Origin of the sequence: Nocardia sp. NPDC056541, assembly GCF_042794235.1 — a bacterium.
Classification (GTDB): Bacteria; Actinomycetota; Actinomycetes; order Mycobacteriales; family Mycobacteriaceae; genus Nocardia.
Window position 1 is genome coordinate 83,945 of record NZ_JBHTUD010000015.1, and the last position, 22,321, is coordinate 106,265.

General features: G+C 68.4%; 8 protein-coding genes. 4 read left to right on the plus strand and 4 right to left on the minus strand.

Going from position 1 to position 22,321, the window contains the following annotated elements:
- On the minus strand, positions 1 to 16,116 hold the full coding sequence (locus ACFQ9R_RS25125; RefSeq protein WP_378993635.1) for a hypothetical protein: 16,116 nt from the start codon (positions 16,114 to 16,116) through the stop codon (positions 1 to 3).
- A gap of 363 nt (positions 16,117 to 16,479) precedes the next feature.
- Between ACFQ9R_RS25125 and ACFQ9R_RS25130 the strand changes: the two genes are divergently transcribed.
- From ACFQ9R_RS25130 to ACFQ9R_RS25145, 4 genes are read left to right on the plus strand one after another with little or no spacing between them, the layout of a single operon-like run.
- Positions 16,480 to 16,863 carry a hypothetical protein gene (locus tag ACFQ9R_RS25130; RefSeq protein ID WP_378993636.1) on the plus strand — a complete coding sequence of 128 codons (384 nt, stop codon included), beginning with the start codon at positions 16,480 to 16,482 and terminating at the stop codon, positions 16,861 to 16,863.
- A gap of 28 nt (positions 16,864 to 16,891) precedes the next feature.
- Positions 16,892 to 18,001: a toxin-antitoxin system YwqK family antitoxin gene (locus ACFQ9R_RS25135; RefSeq protein ID WP_378993637.1), complete on the plus strand. Its 1,110-nt coding sequence runs from the start codon at positions 16,892 to 16,894 to the stop codon at positions 17,999 to 18,001.
- The gene (locus tag ACFQ9R_RS25140) at positions 17,998 to 18,483 is read left to right on the plus strand and encodes a DUF6301 family protein (RefSeq protein ID WP_378993638.1); all 486 of its coding nucleotides are present in this window, start codon (positions 17,998 to 18,000) and stop codon (positions 18,481 to 18,483) included. Before ACFQ9R_RS25135 ends, ACFQ9R_RS25140 begins: the two co-directional genes overlap by 4 nt.
- Complete coding sequence (locus ACFQ9R_RS25145; RefSeq protein ID WP_378993639.1) at positions 18,480 to 18,926, plus strand: hypothetical protein; 447 nt, start codon at positions 18,480 to 18,482, stop codon at positions 18,924 to 18,926. The genes ACFQ9R_RS25140 and ACFQ9R_RS25145 overlap by 4 nt, the downstream gene beginning before the upstream one ends.
- Before the next feature lie 12 nt (positions 18,927 to 18,938).
- On the opposite strand, the gene ACFQ9R_RS25150 is transcribed toward ACFQ9R_RS25145, so the two are convergent.
- The 3 genes from ACFQ9R_RS25150 to ACFQ9R_RS25160 form a co-directional block, all read right to left on the minus strand.
- Positions 18,939 to 19,259, minus strand: coding sequence for a WXG100 family type VII secretion target (locus ACFQ9R_RS25150; protein ID WP_301904962.1), 321 nt, complete (start codon positions 19,257 to 19,259; stop codon positions 18,939 to 18,941).
- A 124-nt stretch (positions 19,260 to 19,383) separates the two neighbouring features.
- Positions 19,384 to 20,184: an ESX secretion-associated protein EspG gene (locus ACFQ9R_RS25155; RefSeq protein WP_378993640.1), complete on the minus strand. Its 801-nt coding sequence runs from the start codon at positions 20,182 to 20,184 to the stop codon at positions 19,384 to 19,386.
- Positions 20,181 to 22,106: a hypothetical protein gene (locus tag ACFQ9R_RS25160; RefSeq protein ID WP_378993641.1), complete on the minus strand. Its 1,926-nt coding sequence runs from the start codon at positions 22,104 to 22,106 to the stop codon at positions 20,181 to 20,183. The genes ACFQ9R_RS25155 and ACFQ9R_RS25160 overlap by 4 nt, the downstream gene beginning before the upstream one ends.
- Between the last annotated feature and the right edge of the window lie 215 nt (positions 22,107 to 22,321).

A 22,321-nucleotide genomic window follows, 5' to 3' on the forward strand; every position in this document is an offset into this window, starting at 1 on the left:
TCAGACTCGGTCGCTGAAGATTGTCATCCGGCCCGCCGGATCGGCAACCACGTTACGGATCAGCAGGCCGAGGTCCAGCTCCGGCGGCAGCGAACGGTAGATCAGCTCACCCATCGGCCTGCCGTCGACCGCGACCGTGAACCGCGTCATCCGCTGCCGTGAACGCTCCCAGCCCACGTGCGCGGCCCAGGTGAGCTCGATCGGCTGTGCACCGACCTGCACCATCAGCCGATCGGCGAGCCGATAGAAGATCACCGTCACCCCACCGAGATCGGCGTACAGGCCGTCGGCGCCGAGTTGTCCCGGCGCCGCGGGCCGCAACGAACCGGACCGCGGATCGAACTCGGCCAGCACGCCACCGCCGTACGGACGGACGAGCAGCACGATGTGCTCGGTCGGCGGCTGATACTCCGGCCGATAAGGCCTGCGGGTATCGCCCTGCCCGCCGGCAGGCGGCATCGCGGGCGGCGGATACATCGGCGCACCACCCTGCGGATTACCGGTACCCGGCTGCTGCCAACCGGATTGGTCGAGGGCCGGGTTTCCGCTCACCGGAGGGTAGAGCTGGCCATTGCCCGGAGGGTGACCATTGCCCGGCACGTACGGCTGACCGTTACCGGGTGGGTACGGGTGACCACTTCCAGGCGCGTACGGCTGACCGTTGCCGGGGTACGGCTGACCGCTACCGGGGAACGGCTGACCGTTACCCGGGGGGTACTGCTGCCCACTTCCAGGCGGGAACGGCTGACCATTACCCGGCTGGTACGGCTGACCATTACCCGGCTGGTACGGCTGGCCACTACCCGGCGGATAGGGCTGACCGCCTCCCGGCTGATCCGGCATGCCCGAGCCAGGGGGTTGCGTTCCCCACGGCGGAAGAGACGGCAGACTCGGATTTCCGCCCGGCGGTGTCGGCTGGACCGGCCACGACGGCACCGTCGGTTCGTTCGGAGCCGGCTCAGTCGGCGTCGGCTCAGTCGGCCACGGCGGCACAGGTGGCAGCGGCGGCTCAGTCGGTACCGGCGGCTCAGTCGGTACCGGCGGCAGCGGCGGTACCGGCGGCAGCGTCGGCGCAGGCGGAAGCGTCGGCGCAGGCGGAAGCGTCGGCGCAGGCGGAAGCGTCGGCGCAGGCGGAAGCGTCGGTACCGGCGGCGCGGGCGGCAACGGTGGCACGGGTGGAACCGGCGGCAGCGGTTCGCCCGGCGGCAGCGGTTCGCCCGGCGGCAGAGGAGGTTTCGGTGGCACGAACGGATTCGGCTGATCCGGCGGGCACGGCGGATTTGGCTGGCTCGGCGGGCGCGGCGGTTCCGGCTGGCTCGGCGGTTCCGGCGGCAGCGGTGTCTCCGGCGTCAGCACCAGCGGCGGCACCGGCCATTGGACGGCGTCGAACACCGGCACGTCGAGCTCGACCTCGTACTCGTGCGGCGGATGCGGAATGTGCGAACGCATCGCCGACCCCGGCAATTGTCTGCGCACTCCCGGCCGCCCCTCACCATCGGGCGACCGCGGCGGACCCTGGCTGTCCCCGTCGGCACCACCGTCCCGATCCAGGTCGAAGCTCTTGTCGGGATCCCCCGAATCAGCGTTGTCCCCACCCTTGTCCGAGTCCCCGGCCGAGGTCGGCTCACCGTCATCGACACCCGAATCCGGATCGTCCACCGACGGCCGACGCGCACCCTGGCCCGTGTCGAACCCTTCGTGTTCGACCCGACCAGTATCGGCCTGTTCAACGCCCGATGTCGGTGTGCCCGGATCCGCTTCGCCCACAACTACATCCGCACCAGGCTCACGCGGGATGGACGACGGATCCGCCTGCCCAGCCGCAATACCGGGCCGACCCGTGCCGACGTCGCCATTGGAATCCGGCCCCGCAGGCAACGCCGGCGGAACCTGGTTGTTGCCGTTGACATCCGAACCCACAGATAATGCCGGCGGCACGGGTGTACCGGGGCGCGCAGGCGTGGCGGGATCAGGTGTGGGCAGTGCGGGGGAATCCGGAGTGGGGGCACCCTGGGTCGGCCCACCGTTTACCGCGGGCGGGGACGTGGGCGCGTCGATCTCGGGGTCGGTGACGAACGGTTCGTTGAGGAGCTCGCGCAGGCGGGCGATGTCGGCGGCGCGCTGCCGGATCTCGTCGCGGATCTCCTCGTGCACCCGCGCCAGCTGTTCGAGGGTCAGGCGTTCGTGCTTGTCGATGCGGCCGTCGCGGAACCACTCGTAAACCTGTGCCACCCGCTTGTCGTCGGCGTCGGTGAGGTCGACGCCGAGCAGACGCGCGTGGTCGCGGCTCGGTCCGGGGACGGCGTCCTCGGGGGCGGCTGGTAGCGGCGACCGGTTGCCGAGGTCGTCGGCGCCCACTTCGCGCAGGAAGTCGAGGGCGTCGCGTGGGTGCACCGGAGGGTCGTCGCCGATGGCGCGCGGGTCGGTGTCCGGGTCGTAGACCAGGTTGTCGGCGTACGGATCGACCTTCGCGAGCGCCCGCACGTAGTCGGCGAGCGGCCCGACGAGATCGTCGATGTCACCGCGCGCGGCCCGGTTGGACAGCGCCTCGGCCAGCGCCGCCGCGTCGAGCGGCAGCGCACCGCGCGGCAGGCCGAGATGGGGGGCGAGCGCGTCACGGGCGGCGTCGACGGCCGCCGGGTCGAGTGCGCGCAGCAGCTTCGCGTAATCGGTGAGATTCGCCGACCGCTGACGATGCAGCTCCACCCGCGTCGCCGGATCGGCGAGCCCACGGGCGATCACGTCAGGGCTGAGCGCCTCCGGCGTGACACCGAAGCGCAGCGCCAACGCACTGCGCGCATTGTGCAGCGCGTTGAAGTTGTCGATCGCGTCGGCGCTGCGCGCGTAGTCGACCAAGCCCTCGACCTGCCTGGCCCGCACCTGATTGGCGCGTTCCTGCTCGGCGAGCAGCGTGTCGAGCTGCTCCCCCGCCAGGTTCGACGGATCGTCGATGCCGAGCCGCTGCGCCACCTCGGCGATGTCGGCCCGGAGCTCTGCCAGCGAACGAGGTTCCGGCACAGGCTGATTCGTGTGATCCGCCACGGCGGGAAGACCGGCATCCGGCTCGGCGCCCGTGGGCGGCCGCTCGATCATCCGCCACGGCTGCGTCCCGTCGCGCACCATCGTCGCGTCCACCGTGCGCCCGTCCACCTCGGTGCGCAGGTGCCGCACCTCGGGCGCGTCGACCTCGAGGATGTGCACGCGGCCGCCGTCATCGATCCCGACCACCCGGATCTCGATGTCGACCTCGCCACGGTTGAGCCGGTCGATGAAGTCGGCATCGGCATCGGCGAGCGCACGGGCCAGCGCGGCCTCGTGTCCGGCCCCGGTGTCGACGATCGCGATCTTGCCGTTCTCGGGGTCGACGACGAGCCGATCGCCGCTGTCGCTGTCGTTCAAATCGGCTACTCGCTGGGTGAGTTCACCGAGTACTCCGACGTTGTCGTCCAGCTGCCCGCGCAGCCTCGCGATCTCGCCGTCGAGATTGTTGACCAGCGCCTCCAGGTCCGCCCCGGCCAGGTGTGCCCAGGTGGACCGTTCGTCACGCAGTCCGGCGCGGCGCAGCGCGTCGTCGAAGATCTTGCGTGCGTCCTCGGCGTGCACGGTCGGATCGCCACCGTCGTCGCTGAGATCGCCCCAGATGTTGACCCATTCGCCGCCGTTGTTCACCCCGCGCCAGTTGAGCATTCGCAAGCTGAACTCGTCGCCCTTGGCCGCGACGACTTCCTTGAGGTAGGCGCCGAGCGGGTCGTTGCTGTGGAAGTTGGCGGGCCGGAACGGGATGTCCGCGTGCTCGGCGTTGAAGAATCGCGCGGCCGCTTCCAGCGCCTGGATCACACCGTCGCGGCGCAGCAACCGGTATTCGGCCTCGGCGACAGCCTTGCGCAGCCCTTCTTCACTGAAATCGGTGAGCTGGACCCCGAGTTCGCGGGCCAGCGCTTCGAGCACGGTCGCATCGGCGATTCGCCCGTTGACCGCGTCGACCACATCCTGCAGCCACGGCGGCAGCGGTTCGGCAACGGCGGGAACTTCCTCGCCCTTGCTCGAAATCTGCACCGGCTCATCAGAATCCGCGAGTTCCTTCAGCTCCCGCGCAGCCAGCTCCCCGGGCGACAAGCTCTCCGGTTCGAGCAGATGCTCCAGCCCCGCGTCGCGCAGGTCCTGCTCGATCTGACGGCGCAGCTGCGGGTCGGCATCGGAGATCCACGGCTTGTACTCGCTGCCGTCGAGATTGCGCAGCGGCAGGAATTCGCCCGCCTGATCGGCGATCCGCGAGGACAGGTGCTTGAGGATCGGCACCAGCTCGCGGTTCTGCCACATGAGCACACCCTCTTTGAGGATGCGCGCCGGATTGAACTTGATCTGCAGCTGGTCGTATTCGCCACCTGGCTGGCCTGGCGTCGAGTCCTTCACCGTAGTCAACGGCAGCCCGGCACTGTGGCCGAGCATCGACTGACCGGCACCGTCCATGCTCGATCCGGACGGGTACTTCGGATTGTCGCCGTAGTAGCCGCGATTGACGAGCCGGTCCCACAGCTTGCGCAGCCAGTTCTTCTTCGGCGGCACCTCGACCGCCTTGTCCGCGGTCGAGGTGAACGGCTTCGGTTCGATGCGCGCGAGTGGTTCGAGATGCCAGGCGTCGGGCCCGTCGGCCACCAGCCGCACCAGCATCTTGTCGCCGTCGACGTCGAGCGACAGCACGCGGTCGTCGAGCTCGGTGCGCACCATCTGATACAGGTGCGCCATATCACCGGCGTCGCGCGTCACCCCTGCGCGCAACCGGTTGAGGTCGTCGGCGGCGCGGACGAGACCGGGGTCGGCAGGCAGTCCCAGCCGGGCCGCCCAGCGCCGAGCGATGGCCTCACGCAGCGCCCGCTGCTGCGGATCGGTGGCGGCCTCGGCATGCCGGACCGCGGCGGCGAACGCCTCGACCGCACCCGCCCGCAGCAACTGGCGGTACCGGGCGGCGTCGAGGGAACCCGCATCGGTGAGATCCACACCGAACCTGGCGGCCAGGCGATCCATCGCCTGCTGCGCGGGCTCGATCCTCGGCCCGCCGGGCCGGCGCGCACCGTCTTCCGGCGGCAGTATCGCGGACGGGTGCAGCGGCGTGGCCTGCGGGTTCGGCTCCGGATCGGCGCCGACGGAGGGTCGGGCGTCGTCGAGTCCGGCCAGCCGCAGTTCCTCGGCCATCTCGGCACGCACCTGCGGATCGCCCTCGACCCGCCAGTGGTCCAGCCCGTCCTGCAACTCGTCGACGTCGAGCGGCTCGTAGTCGTCCGGATACCGCATGGGTGTGCCGAGTTCGGCATCGGGATCCAGTGCGCTGTCGAGGAATCCGCGGGCCCGCGCCATATCGGCGATCTCGGCGAGCGCTCCGAGCGGATCACGCTGGCCGGTGAGCGCGTCACCGAGGCCGAGCGCTTCGGCGAGTACACGGACCTGCTCGGCTTGCTCCGGGGTGAGCGGTGGCGTGTCGGCGGTGGCCGAGGGCGGCAGATCGCTGAGTTCCTGCAGGAACTGGTGGACATCGTTGAGGAAGTCTCGGCGCTGGTACGCGCGCTGGGGTGCGTCGCCGGCGTCGGCACCGTCGGTGACCGGCTGATCCAGCACGGCGTCGCCGGGTACGGCCAGTTCGGCGGGCGTCTTGGGCAGACCGAAGTCCAGTGGCGACGAATTCTTCGCCGGCTCTTCGGGTTCCGGGCTCGGCGCGGTCGGCGGACGCGACGGCGGCTTGGACGGCGGGCCACCGGGCGCCGTCTGCGCCGCAGGCGGATCCCCCGAATCGTCGTCATCGTCACGCGAACCGTCGTTGTCGCGGGAACCGTCGTTGTCGCGGGAACCGTCGTTGTCGCGGGAACCGTCGTTGTCGCGGGAACCGCCCTCAGAACGCGAACTGTTGCCGCTCTCGCTTGTCGACCCGTCCCCACTGCCCGGCGTCGAGTCACCACCCTGCCGTTCGACCGCGGCGGCGAACCGGGCGGCCATTTCCGCACGGGCAGCGTCGAATTCCTGCTGTGCCCGCAGATACGACTCGAGGGCCTGCGCGTCGGCCAACGCCTCGGCGTCGAGCTCGTCGGGCCGTGTCTGCGCGGCCTCGGCGAGTTCGGCACGCAGCGCGTCGAACTGCTGCTGCGCGGCGAGGTAGGACTCGAGCGCGGCCAGGTCGGCCGCGCGCACGGCGAAATCCGCGTCGGCGTCATCGCCACGCTGCGCGGCGGTCTCCGCGTCCCTGGCCGCCAGTTCCTCGAACCTGGCGGCGATGTCCGCCTGCGCGGCGTCGAAATCCCGTTGGGCGCGCAGGTACGACTCCAACGCGGCCAGATCCGCGTCGACACCGTCGAGATCACGCAGCGTGTCCTCCAGCGCGGCATCGGCGCCGTCGGCGCGGCGCTCGTCCGCCTGGTCGTGCAGCTTGTTCTGGCGTTCGACGGCGTCGTCGATCATCGCCAGCGGATCGACCGGCTCGCCCGGTCCGACCAGATCGTCCAGCGAGGGAATCGGTTCGGCCAGTTCGCCGGCGACCTCGTCCAGCTTGCGCATGGTCTGGTCGAGCTTCGCGTCGGCCCGATCGTCGAGGTCGCGGCCGCGTTCGGGCGGCACCTCGGAATCGGGTCGGCCCGAATCCGGTTGCGGGCCAACCGGTCGCGGACCCCCGCCCGGCTTGCCACTCTCCGGCGCCGCGGGCAGTCCGCGCCGCCCCTCGGGCAACGCGTCGGGCTGCGAGCCGGGGTGCTCTCTGGCCGGCGTTCCCTCGGCGGCCGGCAGGTCGGCCACCGGCCGGTAGAACTCGTCGGTGAGCGCCTTCAGCTGCTCGAGCTGCTCGGTTCTGAGGCGGATCTCCTCGCGGATGGCCGCGATCTCGGCGGCCAGCTTCTCCGGGCTCAGTCCCTCGTGCTTCTCGATCTTGCCGTCGCGGTAGGCCTCGTAGATCTCGACGAACTTCGCACCGTCGGCGGTGGACACATCCACTCCGACCAAGCGTGCCCAGTCCCGATTCGGCTGTGGTCGTGGATCATTCGGGCCGACCGGCTCGTCCGCGCCATAGGAGCGGGCGATGTTGCCTGCGACCTGGGCGGCGAAATCGGCGGGATTCGCACCGGGCTCGGCGGCGCCGACCACATCACGCAGGCCGTGGATCGCGTCGCGGTCGTAGATGTGCGGGTCGCCGGTGGTGCGCGGATCAGCCGCTCTGGTGCCCGCGGGATGATCGGTGTAGGGGTCGATGCGCATCAGCGCGTCGGCGTAGGCGGCCAGCGCCTCCCGCGCATGGTCGCCCGCGCCGAGCCGGTGCATCCGCGTGACGAGTTTGCGCAGCTTGGCCGGATCGATGCCGCTCTCGGCCGGGCCGACCTTCGACCGGCCGGTGCGCGGGTCGGTCTTGCTGACCTTCGGGCGCAGCGCCTCCGGATTCCCCGGGCTCAGTGCCTTGATCAGCGCTTCCTGCGCCGCCTTGACCGCGGCCGCGTCGACGTTGCGCAGCTGCTGGGAGTAGCCCGCGGTCTTGCTCGGTTCGCGCTGCTGCCCGTCGAGCAGGTCTTCGAACTGCTGCTGGCGTTTGCCGCGCCGCTGTTTCGGATCGGTCAGGGCCTCGGCGATCCGCCTCGGCGTGAGCTCGCTCTGCGCGATACCGAGCCGCGATGTCAGCTGATCGCGCGCGTCACCGATCAGGTAGAAGGTCTCGATGTCGGCCATCGTGCGGGCGTAATCGAACAGCGCCTCGGCCTGCCCCGCGCGTACCGCGTTGTCCAGGTGCAGCGCACGGATGGTGGCGTCGATATTGTCCGGGTGCAGCGCGGCCGGACCCAGACCGAGTTGCCGTGCCAGATCGACGATTTCGCGCACCATGTCCGCACGGTCGCGCGGGGCGGGCGGCGGTTCCGGTGTCGCCTGGACCGGGCGCCACTCGCCGTCCTCGCCGCGCATCATCGTCACCTGCAGTTCGGCGCCGTCCACGGTGCGCCGAATGTGCTGCACCTCCGGTGTGGCCACCGGATCGAGGAACTGCCTGCCCGCGCCGTCGGCGTGCACGGCCCGGAAGTCGGGCCGCAGTACCCCGTTGTCGATGTCGATCGCCAGCTCCGGGTTGTCCCGCAGCGCGCGGGCCAGCGCCTCCTCACGGTCGAGCGCACCGTCGACAACCAGCAACCGGTCCGGCCCGCCGTCGGCATCGGGCACCCGCGCGACCTGATCACCGTAGGACTTGCCCACCGGTTCGGCGCCGTCACCCTGCAGGATCGGCTGCGCGGCGGCGATGAAATCGGCGAGGTTCTGTGCCCGCTGCCGTGCCGCGTCACGCAGCTCGTTGAGCGTCGGCTCCATGCGATCGCCGGACAGATCGCTGAGGTCACGGCCGAACATCGCCGCCCAGCCGGACAATTCGTCACGCAGCTGGTCGCGGCGCAGCGCGTGTTCGAAGAACTCGCGGGCCCGCGCCTCGTCCCGGCCCGGCTCCCGATCATCGGAGAAGCTGGCCCATTCGGGCAGCCGGTCCGCGCCGTTGCCGACCCGGTCGTAGTCGCGCAGCGAGGTGACGCCCTCGAAGGCGACGATCAGGTCGCGCAGGAACCGGCCGAGCGGATCCTTGTCGAGGAAGCTGACCTCCCGCGAGAACGGCACCGGGCGTGGGGCGCTGGTGTCGCCCCAGTGACTCCGCGATGGGTCGGCGCCGCCCGGTTCGTCGTCGTCGTCGTAATAGTCGGCGTCGTCGCGTGGTTCGTCCGACTCGAGCTCGCGCAGACGGTCCGGTCCGTGCAGGGTCCGGTCGTCAGGGGCAGGTGCCGGATCGGCGGGATGATCCGCGCGCCGGTACGGGCGGGTCTGTTCCTCGTCGGCTCGGCGTGCCGCGTCGGCCAGGCCCTCGATCGCACCGATCTCGCGCAGCAGCCGGTGACTCTGGAGATCGATCGCCCGGCGCACATCCCGAGCTCCCTCACCGTCGAGATCGATACCGAGCCGCTCGGCCATCTCGGCCAGCGTCTCGCCCTCGGGCGGCGGACCCTGCTGTTCCGGCGGCGTCTCGACGGGCGGAACGGGTGTGTCCTCCATCGCCCGCGCTTCGTCGGTGTCGATGAGTCCGTTGAATTCCAGATCGTCGATCAGGTCTTGGCGCAGCCGCGGATCGCGAGCATCGGCGAACAGTTGCTTCAGGATGTCGCGGACCTCGTCGGCGTCCATCCGGTTGGCCCGCAGCTCGCTGAGCACGGTGTCGCGCACCGCATTCGGATCGGCGTCGGAAATCCACGGCCGGTATTCGGTGCCGTCGGGGAAGTACACCGGGCGGTAATCGCCTGCCGAATCCGCCTCGCGTCCCAGTATCCCGCCGATAACCGGAATGTGCTCACGGTTGTGGTACCAGGTGAGCCCCTCCTTGCCGATCCGCGCCACGTTCAACGCGGGATCGCCTGCGCCGGGCGGCGGTTCGCTGATCATCGGACCGTCCACCGGCGGCGCGGGATGCGCGGGTGCCGGCGACGCGGGCGGGTCGGTCAGCAGATGCGCGCCGCCACTGACGCCGTCGCGCAGCGCGGTCTGTCCGCGCCCGTCGAGACCCGATCCGGACGGGTACTTGAGATTCAGCCCCTGATACCCGGCATTGAGATCGTCGACCAGTTTCCGCAGGGCATTCCGGTTGTCGACTTCGGGAATGTCGGCGTCATTGCGCGCGGGCACATTCTGCGTGGCCTCGTCGCCGTCGTTCCGCGCGACCACCCACTGCCCGTCGGCCAGCTGGATGTGCAGCGCGACGACTTCTCCGTTCGCACCCAGCTCGACGCGGACCTCGCGCTGCGTCGGTTCAGGCTCCGGGTCAGCGAAATCCGGTTTCCGGTTCCGTGTTTCGCCGTCTTCGTCACCCATGAAGTCGGTATCGGCCCGCAGCGCACCGTCCCAAGAGACAAGGGGTGGCTTCCTCGGCGTGCCATCCGGATTCGCCGAGCCTTCGAGGTCTGCGCGGAGTTCGGCATCGACAATGTCTTGCGGCACACCCTCGGCGTGCCTGCGGGAGAAGCCTTCGGCGCTCTCCGTCCCGGAGACCATTCGGGTGCAGTTCGCACAGCACACGACGCCTTCGGCCGACTTGAGATTCGTGGGTGCGTGAACGAGCGCCGCCATCGAGGCGCGATCGGTGCGCTCACCGTTTCGTTCGCGATCGTGCAGCGCTTCGTTGGTCGTGCGGACCTCGGCATGGCGAAGCGGATCGTCGCCGTGATCCCACACCGTCGCGTCCTTGTTGCCCTTGGCCAGCTCGGCCATATCTTGACCGGTCGCTTCGGCGTTTTCGTACAACCTCGGATGCAGGTCAGCGACGCGGAGGCCGGATTCCGGCGCGCCATTCGCCGCTTCATAGACACGCCCGGTCAGACGATCGATCGTGACGGCCACCACGGGTCCGATCGGGTTCGCCCGCCCATTCGCCTCACCGAACGCGGATTTCGCCGCCGCGGCCTTCTTCTCCAAGGCTTCGAACTTTTCATTCGCCTGGTCGCGAATCTCGGTCAAGGTACTGAGATCCTCGGGCGCCGCACCTTTCAGATTGCGATTCGCGATGCCTCGCGCACGCTTGGCGGCGTCCAATTCATCAGCGAGACGGGCCTTTTCCGGCTTGGTCGCCGCGATATCGGCAGCCTTCTGCCGGTCCGCCGTTTCGCTGACCGCCGCGTACAAAGGCAACCGCTCGGCAGCCACCCGGCGCACGAGTTCGTCGACGTACTCACCGTCGACCTTGGTGATGTAACCGTCGGCATCCCGGACTATGTCGCCGGTCAGCTCGCCGAGCAGGTGCGCCTTCGCGGCGGGCACGTCGCTCGAACCCAGCTCTTCGCCGACGGCGGGCACCGGTTGGACCTTCGACATCGCGGGGGCCAGCTCAGGCGGATCGCTGTCCCGTGTATCCGGTGTATCGCTGGGCGGCAGGTCGTCGTCATCCATGAAATCGATGTCGTCGTCGCGCGAGTCATCGCCACGGTCGAGCGCATTCGGATCGGCGCCGAACGGCAACGGAACATCGGCGAGCACATTCACGCCGTCGCGCTGGAGCAACAGCTCGGTGACGGTGATCGTTCCGTCGGCGGCAGTATGTACCAGCCGGTACTCGACCTGCAGGGTCCCGTCTTCCATCGCTTGCCGCAGGTCGGCGACGGCGTCGGTCAGCGCGCGGCCCTCGGCGCTGTCGGGGTCGATGCCCCGGGCCACCATCTGGCCGGGAGTCTCGTTGAGGATCTGCGCGAGATTGCGATCCATGTCCAAGGTGCGCCGCAGGTATTCCGGCGAACCCTGTTCCGCCTGTGCGATTTTGGAACCGCCGAGGACCGAGCCCACACCCTTGGCCTCGACGACGACCAGGGTCGGCGCCGAGTCGGCGTCCGCGCGCGGGACGTAGGCAGCGATGTCGACCACACCGGCGCCGTCGAATGCCCCGTCGAACGGCGTCAGCAGCACGGCCCGCGGGCGGGCGTCCGGATCGAGCGCGAAGTCGATTCCGGCTACCTCGCCGAGCGTCTTGGACACCTCGATCATCTCGCGACCGAGGTCGTTGTAGTCGGTGGCGGTGTCTTCCAGATCGCCGAGCAGCTCGAGCCTGGCGGTCCGTTCGTCCGGGCTCAGGGTGGCATCGGACCGGATTTCCTGGCGCAGGTTCTGGATCGCTTCGGAAAGACGCTTGGGAGCGAGCTCTTTCGCCTCTTTGATCTCGAACTCGGCCATGAGCTTTTTGAGCTCGGTCCGAACGCCGTCACGTTCGGTTTGCAGTTCGAGGCGCCGCTCCGACGCGGCTTCCAGCTCGGCCGCCCGGTCCGGATCGCGCATCTCGTGCGAGTCCGAATCGCCCTTCATCGCGTCGTACAGGTAGTCGGCGCTACTCAGGTGGTCCTTGATGAACGAACCATCGGGACCGTACAACCCGAACTTCACATTGCGCTTGGTGTCCGCCGGGTCATCGACGTGATGCCAGGTCCCATCCGGATCCCGATAACTGTCTGTTCGATCACCGGGCCGGTGCAACAGCCCATCTTCCCCACGGAACATCCCCGGCGGCACCGAATCATCGGACCCGCGATCCGGACCGGCGACATCATCGTCGTCGCCCATGAAGTCGGTCTCCGGGTATTCGGGTGAGACCAACCGGGGTTCGATGGGATTGCCGTCCCTGGCCGCCTGTTCGAGATCGGCGTGCCGCAGCGGGTCGACCCGGGGTGCCCCTTCGTCGATGATGTGGCCCGCGGTGCTCTCGGTGCCCTGCACCACCCGGGTGCAGTTGGCGCAGCAGGGCGCTTCGACGCCACGACTGGGGACGAACGGCGAGTTGAGAATGGAGGCCAGGCCGTCGAAATCGGTCGGCAGCTGGTCGTCCGGCCCACGCTGCTGGTTGAGCAGTTCCCGGTCGTGCAGCGCGGCGTTGGTGCCGCGCACTTCGGCGTGGCCCAGCGGGTTGTCCGTGTGCGGGAAATGGGCCGGGTCGCGCCCGTTGTGGTAGGCGTCGGTGGGGTCCTGGTAGCGGGCGACGTTATCGTGCAGCGTCGGGTGCAGCTCGCTGGGGTGGATGCGCTGCTCGGAGGTGCCGTTGGCGGCCTCGTACACGCGACCGGTCAGGCGGTCGATGGTGATGGATGTGACGTGGCCCCGCCGCTTGCCGGGCAGCCGCTCGGCTTCGGCCTTCTCCAAGCGCTTGGCGGGCGAATTGCCTGCCTCGGCTTCGGCCGCGTCGGCGGCCAGGAAGTTGTCGAGGGCGGTCTTGGCCGCCGCGGCCTGCTGCTTGGCGTCCGCGACGCCTGCTTCCGCGCGTTGCACCCCGTCCGCGGCGTCCGCGGCGGCGCGGTCGAGCGCGTCGGCGTCCGCGGCGCCACGGTTGCGTGCGTCCGCGGCGGCCTCGACCGCGCGGGTGTGTGCTGCCCGGGCGTCCTTGAGGGCCATCGCGGCATCGCGCACCGCCCGGCCCTTGTCGGACTTCGCGGTTTCCAGCGCCTGCTGCTGGGCCTTGTGCTGCTCGTAGTCGGCGACCAGGGCCGCGTCCGGCGTGGACGCGTCGACGAACGCCTGGCCACGCTCCTCGCTGAGCCGGTGGGAGAACTCGTCGATCGGCTCCCCGCCGACATGGGTGATCCGGGGTGGGTCGCCCGCGGTCTGCACCATCGGGTCGTTCGGATCCAGCACGCCCAGCAGATGCGCGTCGACACCGGGCGTTCGGCTGAACGGTGCGTTGACGGTCCCGGGTTCGGGTTGGAGGAACGACATCGCGGTCGGGCGGGTCGGCGGGTCCTGGTCGCTCATGAAGTCGACGAGATCGCGATCCAGTGGTGGGCCGTCGCCGTCGAGAGTGTCACGATCGCGAGGATCGGACGAATCGGAATCCGTTCTGGGCGAAGGTGTATCGCTCGGTGTCGTCGCGGACTCCGGGCTGAACGTGCGCCACTTGCCACCGCGATCGATCACCGGGTCCGAGCCCGGCTCGCGCCGCACACCGACGCGATCGGTCGGCGCGGTGACATCGACCCCGAGCTGGTCGGCGATGTACTGCGCCCAGCCCTTGCTGTTGCCCGCGTGGCAGGAGAGCAGCCGGATCGGCGTTCCTGGAACGTAATTCGGGTTGCTGCGGATCGCGTCGACGATGTCGCGCGGGTGGACCGGGTCCCCGTTGCTCGGCGTCACCGAACCGTCGCGCCGCCCGTGCACGACCACGTCGTGGGAGCCGTCGTTGCGGACGTTCTCGCTCACCCGGTGCGTGCGGGCGTCCTCACCGATGGCCGTGCCGGTCGGATGGTGCACGACGCCTTGACCATTGGGCAGCTGGGTGTCGTAGACGGGGCCGCTGTCGTTGTCGTCTGGCTGCGGTTGCCTGCGATCATCGCCGGAGTCGGCGCGGTCCCTCGGCGAGGCGGCGTCGTCGGCGCCCGGTCGCCCGGGACGACCTGTCTCCGGGCCCGGCCGAGCCGGGCTCGCGCCCGGATCCGCACCGACGATAGGCACCACCGGCGGAATATCAGCCAGCGGGTCGGACTCCGGCCGAACCTCCGAATCCCCGGCACGAGTCCGGTCGGCGATTGCCTCGGGCTCGCCCGCGCGGGTCGGCGGCGCTTCGCCCGGCGCGGCCTGCAACCCCTGCAGCGGCGTCTCTGCCACACCGGCGCCACGCTGTTCACCGACACCCGCGCGACTCTCACCATCGGGTCGACTCGTCGCGCCGGGATCTTCGGCGGTGCCCTGCGGGTCCGCCACCCTCGACTCATCGACAGTCGGGTTGTCGGTTCTGACTTCCGGTGCGCCGGAACGAATGTCGGATCCGGGCTGTACACCGTCGGTCAGCCCCGCGCGGACTTCCGGAGCGCCGGGGCGGGCCGCCGGCTGCGAACCCTGCGCGGGCGCCTGCTGGCCCGGCGTCGACTGCTGCGGCGTCGATTGCGTTGGCGCAGTGGGTGATTGAGCGGCGCTTGCGGCGGGCTGACCGGTCGTCGGCGTCGCGGCCTGATTGGTGACCGGCGCCTGACCGGTCGCGGCAGGCGAGGGCCCCGCCGTCGCCGCGGGCCCGGCACCTGTCATACCCGCGCCGACCGGCGCCCCGGCCTGCGTCGCGGTGTCCCGGTTGGTCGCCGGAGAATCGTTGACCTGCGTCACCGGCTGACCACTCGACTGCGCGTCGGTGCGCGTGCCCTCGCCGACGCTCGCGCCGTCGGCCTGGTCGGCCTCGCCCGCCCGGGACTTGTCCTGCCCGGAATCCGACTGTGCCGCAGGGCTTTCCCCTTCGGCACGGCCGCTGCCGTCCTGACGACCGCCGTCGCCTGCCTGCGATTCACCGCCCTGCACCTCGGGCTTGGAATCCTGTCGTCCAGCACCCGCGCCGCCCTCTGCCGAGGACTGTCCGTCGTCGCCGGACTGCTGATTCGCCCGTCCCTCTTCGGAATTCGTCGGCCCTTGGGCTTCGCCTTCGGGCGACTGCGTGCTACCGGCGGGGCGCATCGACTGGCCGTCGTCACCCGCGCCGGCCCGCGACTCACCCGAGCCCTGGTCGCCCATGGTGTCGTCGCCCGCACCCGCGCGCACGCCGTCGTCACCACCGGCACCGGTCGCCTCGTCGTCGGCTCCGGCCCGGTTCTCGCCCTCGCCGCCGGGACGGTTGGACGACCCGTCGCCGCCCGCACCGTCGTTCTGCCCGAACGTTCCGAGGTCGTGGCCGGGCATGGCATCGCGAACCTGCGAGCTGAAGCTGGGGCGCTCGAACAACCCGGGCTTCATCGCCGACCACGCGGAATTCGCCCCGGCCTTGTTCAGCCCCGAAAGCCCGCCGTTGGTGGCACCCGCACTCCACATGAGCGGGTCGGACGCCGCGGTCTTCAGGTTGTTCCAGGCCTGATCCCACCCCTGGGTCATGCCCTCGTACCCGAATTGGCCGAGCATGCCGCCGCCCGCGCCGACCAGGCCGGCACCGGTGCCGGTGATCGCACCCTTGAGCCAGGGCGACATCCCGTCGCCGAGCCGCTTGCCGAGGAAGTGGCCGAACGGCCCGGCCGCCAGACCACCGGCGGCGGAGGAGACCGCGGCCGCCTTGACCTGGTTCCAGTCGACCTCCTTGCGGTGGCCCTGATCCACCTGCCACTGCTGGACGCCGAGTTCCTGCAGGGTGCCCAGCGCCGTGTCGATCGCGACGTGCTGGCCGATGAACTTCAGGACCCGGGTGATCACGGCCTTCGCGCCGTGTCGCAGGATCGCGGCCAGCACGCGCCCGAAGATTCCCCGCGCCACCACGCGGGTCACGCCGATCGCGGCGGCCTCCACCGCGGGCGCTGTCGGCGGAAAGATCCACGCCGCAGCGATTTCCAGCGCCAGCAAGCCCAGCGAGGACAGGAACATGATCTTGGTGTATTCGATCTCGGTGCCGGTCTGATACACCGAGTCGCCGAGGATGTCGAACAGTTCGCCCAGCTTGGTCACCGACTGGTCGCCGCGGGCCATCCCCTCGAAGGCCTTGAGCATGTCCTCGACGCCGTCGCCCTGCGGATATGCCTTGAACGCAGCATCTTTGGCGGCGTCGACGTCGTCTACCAGGCCACGAAGACCATCTGCGGCCGTGCGCCAGTCCTCGGCCATGGCCCACATCTCGTCTTCATTGCCCTCCGGCCACTCCATGCCGGCAAGAATCGAGAGCCAATGCAGCCCAGATGGGAGATCTATCATGGAGCGCTACGTCACCAACTCGAGTCCGTGAACGTCGCCATCGCCCCTCATCCCTCAATAGTGATGCCCGGTCGAGCACACCACAACTCGTTCGCCTGCGCAACAGAGTGACAGCTACCAACGAATCCGTGGTGACGACAGAATGAACGCCAGGCAGCCGGAACGAACCCCGTGCGGGCGACTTGACGACCAGCCGGTGCGGGCGAAGGATCGGGGTCGGGGCACGCCGAAGCGCTGGCACGACGGGGCGCCCCGAGCCGACGAGCACGCCGAGCCGGACACAGACTCCATGATATCGAGAACGGGACGCACGCAATGGAATTGAAGCCGGTGGCCATGTACCGCGAGATGTACGAGCGCGGGCACGACGAGCTGCCCTCGGTCTTCGACGCGCCCACCGGTCCCGTCGAGGGCGACCGCGACCGGATTCTGAACTACATGCGCAAGGTTCGCGCGATCTTCGACGTCATGGGCGAATCCCCCGACCTGTTCATCAGAGACGCCGACATCGAGGGCGGCCCCTCCCTGTACTCCGACGGCGTCTGGATCTGGCGCGAGGACTCGCTGAAGTACCTCGCCGAGCAGGCCCTCGTCCTGCCCACCGAGTTCGTAGAACACGTCCGCGCGCTGGACTACGTCCCCCAGAATTTCGACACCCGCGACCCCGATTTCGACGCGGCGTTCCTGTCCTATTTCTGAGAAGCGAACGAGCGGGAAGGAACGTCGCGTGTCGCTGTTCATCGACATCAATGACCCCGAACTGACCACGGTGGACGGACGGGTCTACTACCGCAGCGAACCATTCACCGGTGAAACAGTCGAATACCTGCCCGACTTCACCGAAATCGACAACACTTCCTACGAGAACGGCTACCGCGAACAAAGCTGCACCGCCTGGTATCCGGACGGAACACGGCGGCACTCAGGCTGGTACAGGCGCGGATTCAAGTACGACGACTGGCGCTACTGGTCCCCCGACGGCACGCTCATCCAAGAAGACAACTACGACACGAGCGGCTATCTCCAACACCGTAAACGCTGGGACTCCGCCGGAGTTCTCATCGAAGACTTCGACGCCGCAGCCCTTGCCAAACCCCTCCTCCCGAGCGCCGTCAACCACAAAGACCCCGGACTCGTCTACGACAAGAACCACGACGGCCTCAACACCTACCACGGCCGACCATTCACCGGCCAAGCCGTCGGATACGGCTACAACTACGCGGACGGGCCCATAGTAGAAATCGAATGGCACCTCGACGGCTACCGCGACGGGCCTGAATTCGCCTGGCACTGGGACGGCGCACGCGACCACGCCTGGGTCAACGACCGGGGAAACCCCATCGGTCTCCAGATCACCTGGAACCAGGACGGCACACCACAACACCGCGAAATCGCCGACGACTCCGGGAAGACTCTCCGCCAACAGCGCCGAGACGACAACGGCGAGCTCACCACCTACCCCGCCGAGACACACCCCGACCTGGCCCACGACGATCCCACGCTCACAGCCGCCGAATCCGGTGCCCTCCAGCACAACGGTCGCCCCTTCACCGGACGAGTCCACGCCCCCACATACATCCAGGACTATCGCGACGGCTATCCCGACGGCCTCTATACCGAATCAGTCAGGGGGAAGGTCAGCCACGAAGGTGTCAACAGCCCCACCGGCCCCATCGGATCCTGGTACCGGTACCGCCCCGACGGCCGGATCAGCGAAGAACACCACTACGACAGACACCACCGGCTGTTACTCCGACGTCAATGGGATGAGGATGGCGCACTCGCGGCTCCCATGACCGGCCTCGCGCTCCAAGACAACAGGAAGGCAAGCGAATGACCACATGGCGAACGATGCCATCCGCCGACGCCGCCGATCTCTCCGGCAGACTGGCCGCCCTCGACTGGTCATGGAACATCGACGATGCGCCCGCGATTGTCGAACAATTCGGCTGGCAGACCATCTCCAGCCGACCGCGCCGAATCATGCTCGACACCGGATTCGGCCCCGACAGCGGGACCATCCAAGCCAAAAGTGGTGATGTAACCCGCATCGAGCTGCAGCTCACCGACTACGCCGAGGCGAGCGAAAAGCTCGCAGTGAAAACAGCTTTCGCCGACTACGCGCAGGCGATCAGCGAGCGCCTCGGTGAGCCGACCGCACAGGTCACAGCACCGACCCCGCAAATTCGATGGGCAGGCGCCGAAACGACCGTCGTCCTCATCCTCTCCGCCACCTCGATCTGGCTGAACCTGGTCACCAATACCCGCCTCGCCGCAGACGACCGCAACCTCCAACTCGACAACCAGGGCCTACTGTGACCGACTGGGAAGAATTCGCCCGTGGGTTGGCAAACGAGCTCGCCGCCGCCCCCGACACCACCGTTCTGGTGATCGGCGAAGCGGCACCATCCGGTTCGCGCCGCTTCGCACAATTTCGCAAGACGAGCGAATCGGTCCTGGCCGAACTCCCCGGCAACGCTTGGCTCGACCCGGCATCCCGCCCCGACGACGCAGGCTGGCGAGCTATCACCCGGGCCGGCTGGCGCCAACCCGACCAGGACCACTGCGACAACTGGTGGGCCGAATTCCCCTGGCCGGTCGACACCGACGCCTACCGTCGGATCGCCGCGATCACCGTCACCGGACTCCGTGACGGCTTCGGCATCGACTCCCCGCTGGCGCTGGGCTACCAGGGCTGGGTCGAGCGTGCCGGAAACAGCAGCCTGCATCTGCCGGGCCTCGGTATCCCGGACGCGAGTTGACCGACTGCCTGACTACGTCAAGCCGTCGCGGTTGCCCTTTTCCATCTTGTCGATGTAGTCGGCGCTTTCGGTCTGGCCGTCGGCGAACTCGCCCATGGACTTCGCCATCGTCTTGACGTTGTCGCTGGTGTTGGTCCACGAGGAGTCGTAACCGTCGTTGCCGCCGGGGCCGTCGTTGAAGCTCTGACCGAGTTTGTCGTTGCCCCAGACGTTTCCGCGGCCGTTGAGCGAGCTGTTCAGCGTATTGATGATGCCGGTGAGTTGCGTGCTGACGTTGCGCGATTTTCCGGCCGCGGTCCGGAAATCGTCGGCGTCGTACTCGAAGGTGCCCATCGCCCTCATCCCTCCACGAGTGGTGGCTCTGAGCACACCACAACTCTTTCGCGTGCGCAACAGCCTCGCACGACGGAACGAACCCGAGATGAAAGCGCTGTGAACGGTGGGTACCTCGCGGCCCCTATGCGCTTGCTTCCCAATGTGATTCCACGCGCGACATCATGCGCTGGATGGACGTGTTGACCTTCTCGGTCAGGTCCGATCGCGACATCGGGGTGGCGATGGGATTCTCGCTGGGGAGTTCGATGACATAGCGCCCGTCGTCGGGAAGATCACGCCACACCAGGATGTCGCGATGCATCCCCCGCGAGCCGAACATGGACTGATTCTGCAGGATATTGATGGTTCCGGTGCGGTCGGCGGAACGGCTGAAGAACTCGGTGCTGCGCTCGACGATCGAGGTGTCGGCTTCCTCGAAGAACATCGAGGATCGCTGCCCGTACTCGTCGCCGACGCCGGCGCTCGCGTCGGTGACGAGCGGGATCATCCCGCCCGTACCCGAGCCGGTGGCCGGCATCAGGTCGACGATGGCGTCGGCCAGGCCGTGGGGACCGATGTCGACCACCGTGTAACCCCCACTGTGCGTGGGAGTTTCACCGGGGAGTTGGTAGACCAGGTATCCGTTGGCGCCGGCTCGTGCGGCCCTGGCCTTGAGCCACTGGCCGGCGTCGTCTCGCGCACGATCGTTCCAACCACGCAGCCGCACATACACTTCCGGCCGCTCCAGCACATCGAAGACCGAGCGAAGCGTCGGATCGACCGTGTGTTGCAGACGCTGCCAGACCTGGTACTTCTCTTCCTCGTAGTCCTCGTGCAGGCGAGTCCTGGTCTGGAAGGTGAGCGGACGCGGCAGATCGGTGCCGACGAATCGCTGCCACAGCACCCGGAATTCGATGTCGGTGAGCTCCCACTTCCGCGTCACGCCTGCGCCTCCGGCCGTGCGTGCGCGAGCGAACCGGCGGCGCCGACTTCCACGGATTCGACCGGCGCTTCCACAACCTGCGCGGGGGCTTCGGTCGCCATCGACTCGGCGAGCAAGCCGGTGAGCGGGGTGACGACCTCGCCCAGACCCGAGAGGTTGGAGAAGTCGGGCAGCGAGGCGCGCGGGAATGCCTCGCCCGCAGCCGTTTCGGCGCTCTCCTCCGGCACTCCCGCCCCGTCGACGGTCGTCGTCACGGTGTCGATGCCGAGCAACTCCGCCAGCGGCGAGAGGGCGGGGTTGTCCGCGATCAGCTGGTTGAGCTCGGGCGACTGCGACAGCAGTTCGGTCAGGTCGGGGAACTGCCCGAACAGGTTGCCCAGCTGGGTGAAATCGGGCAGGCCCGAGGTGGCGCCGGTACCGCTGGTGTCGGCGGACACCTGCTGCAACGCGGTGGCCAGCGAGGGCAGCGCCTGGGTGAGTGAGGAGACCGCAGACGTCACCGCCGACATCACCGAGGACAGGATGCTGGACATGTCGCCGGACCCCGACCCGCTCGACCCCGCCGACGACCCGGTGGATCCAGTTGATCCGATGGAACCCGCCGTCTGACCGTTCGCGCTCTGCTGCGAACCGTTGGTGCCGTTCTGCTGCAGCTCCGCGGCCGCCTGCTGGGCGGCTTGCTGCGCCGCTTGCTGGGCAGCCACCGCGGCCGGCGACGTCGCCTGCTGTTGGCTCCCACCCCCGGAATTACCACTGCCACCGGAATTTCCGCTACCACCGGAGTTGTTGTTACCACCGGCATTGTTATTGCCGTTGTTATTACTGTTGCCGTTATTGTTATTATTGTTGTTATTATTATTGTTGTTGTTGTTATTGTTCTCCGGCGGCTTCACCAGCCCCTTCGGCGCCGCGGGCTCCGCGGCCGCAGGGAAGAGCTTCTCGGTCTGCCCGACACCGTCGACGTAGTGGCGCTTGTACCGATCGCGGTTCTCCTGCAGATCGTCGTCACACTTGTCTTCTTTGTCGATCGGCATACACACCTTGGTCGCGTACAACCAGTTCGCGGTGTACTCGAGGTTCTGCTGCATCATCGTGAAGGAGTCGCTCGCGGTCATCGCCGACTTGCCGAACGTGGAGATCGCGGCGAACGCGGCGTCACCGCCCTGGCTCTCCCACCGGTCGCGGGTGATCTCACCGAGCTTCTGCTCGAGGTTGTAGGCGGCGCCGTGCACGGCATGGGCCATCGCCTCCCAGATCGGAGCGTCGTTGGCCACCTCCTGCCAGGACAGCCGCTGACCGAGGTCGTACATATCACGCCAGGACATGTTGTCCGCGGCGCGGACGGGTATCCGCACACCGACCGATTCCGCCGTCGCGGTGCCCGCGTGCTTGGGCACGTTCGCGGTCTCGATGTCGTAGTTGTGCTTCTCCATCTTGATTTCCATGCCGGTGCCCTGCCGCACCTTGACATCGACTTCCCAGTGGGCCGGCGTGTAACCACCGGCCTGGGAGACCTCGCCCTTCATATCCTTGGCACCCGGCGAGGAGTTCACATTCTTCAGATCGCCCTTGAGCGCGGCGATGTTGTCGCCGGAGCCCTTGTCGGTGTCGGTGTACGACTCACCCGCGGCCTTGAACATGGAGACCAGATCCTCGAGCGAGTCGATATAGCGCCCGAGCAGGTCCTTGGCCTGGGTGGCCTCGGAGATGAACTTGGTCCGCAGCGGCGGACCCGCGTCGACTTGGCTGCCGCCCAGCTTGGACTCGTCGTAGTTGTTGAGGTCGTGGTCGCGGAACAGGTTCTGGCAACCCTTGAACACCTCGATCGCCGTACTGCACGCCTTGGCCGCCTCGAGCGCAGCTCCCGTCTCGACCTTGACTTTTGCCTTGCTGGCCAGTCCTGACCAGGGAGAATCGCCCACGCTAACCGCTCCTCGAAGCACCCCACCGCCGACCCTCGCAGCCGACTCGATCGCATCGCATTCTAGTGAGCAATGCGAAATATGCACAGCACCAAGGAAACACCGGCACCGATGCCGGATGAACAGCCGGTTCCGGCGAACGATCCGGCAGCCGACACCGATCTGTGACAGACTCGATCAAAGCGCTAGCGGCCGCCGGACGGCCATGAACGAAC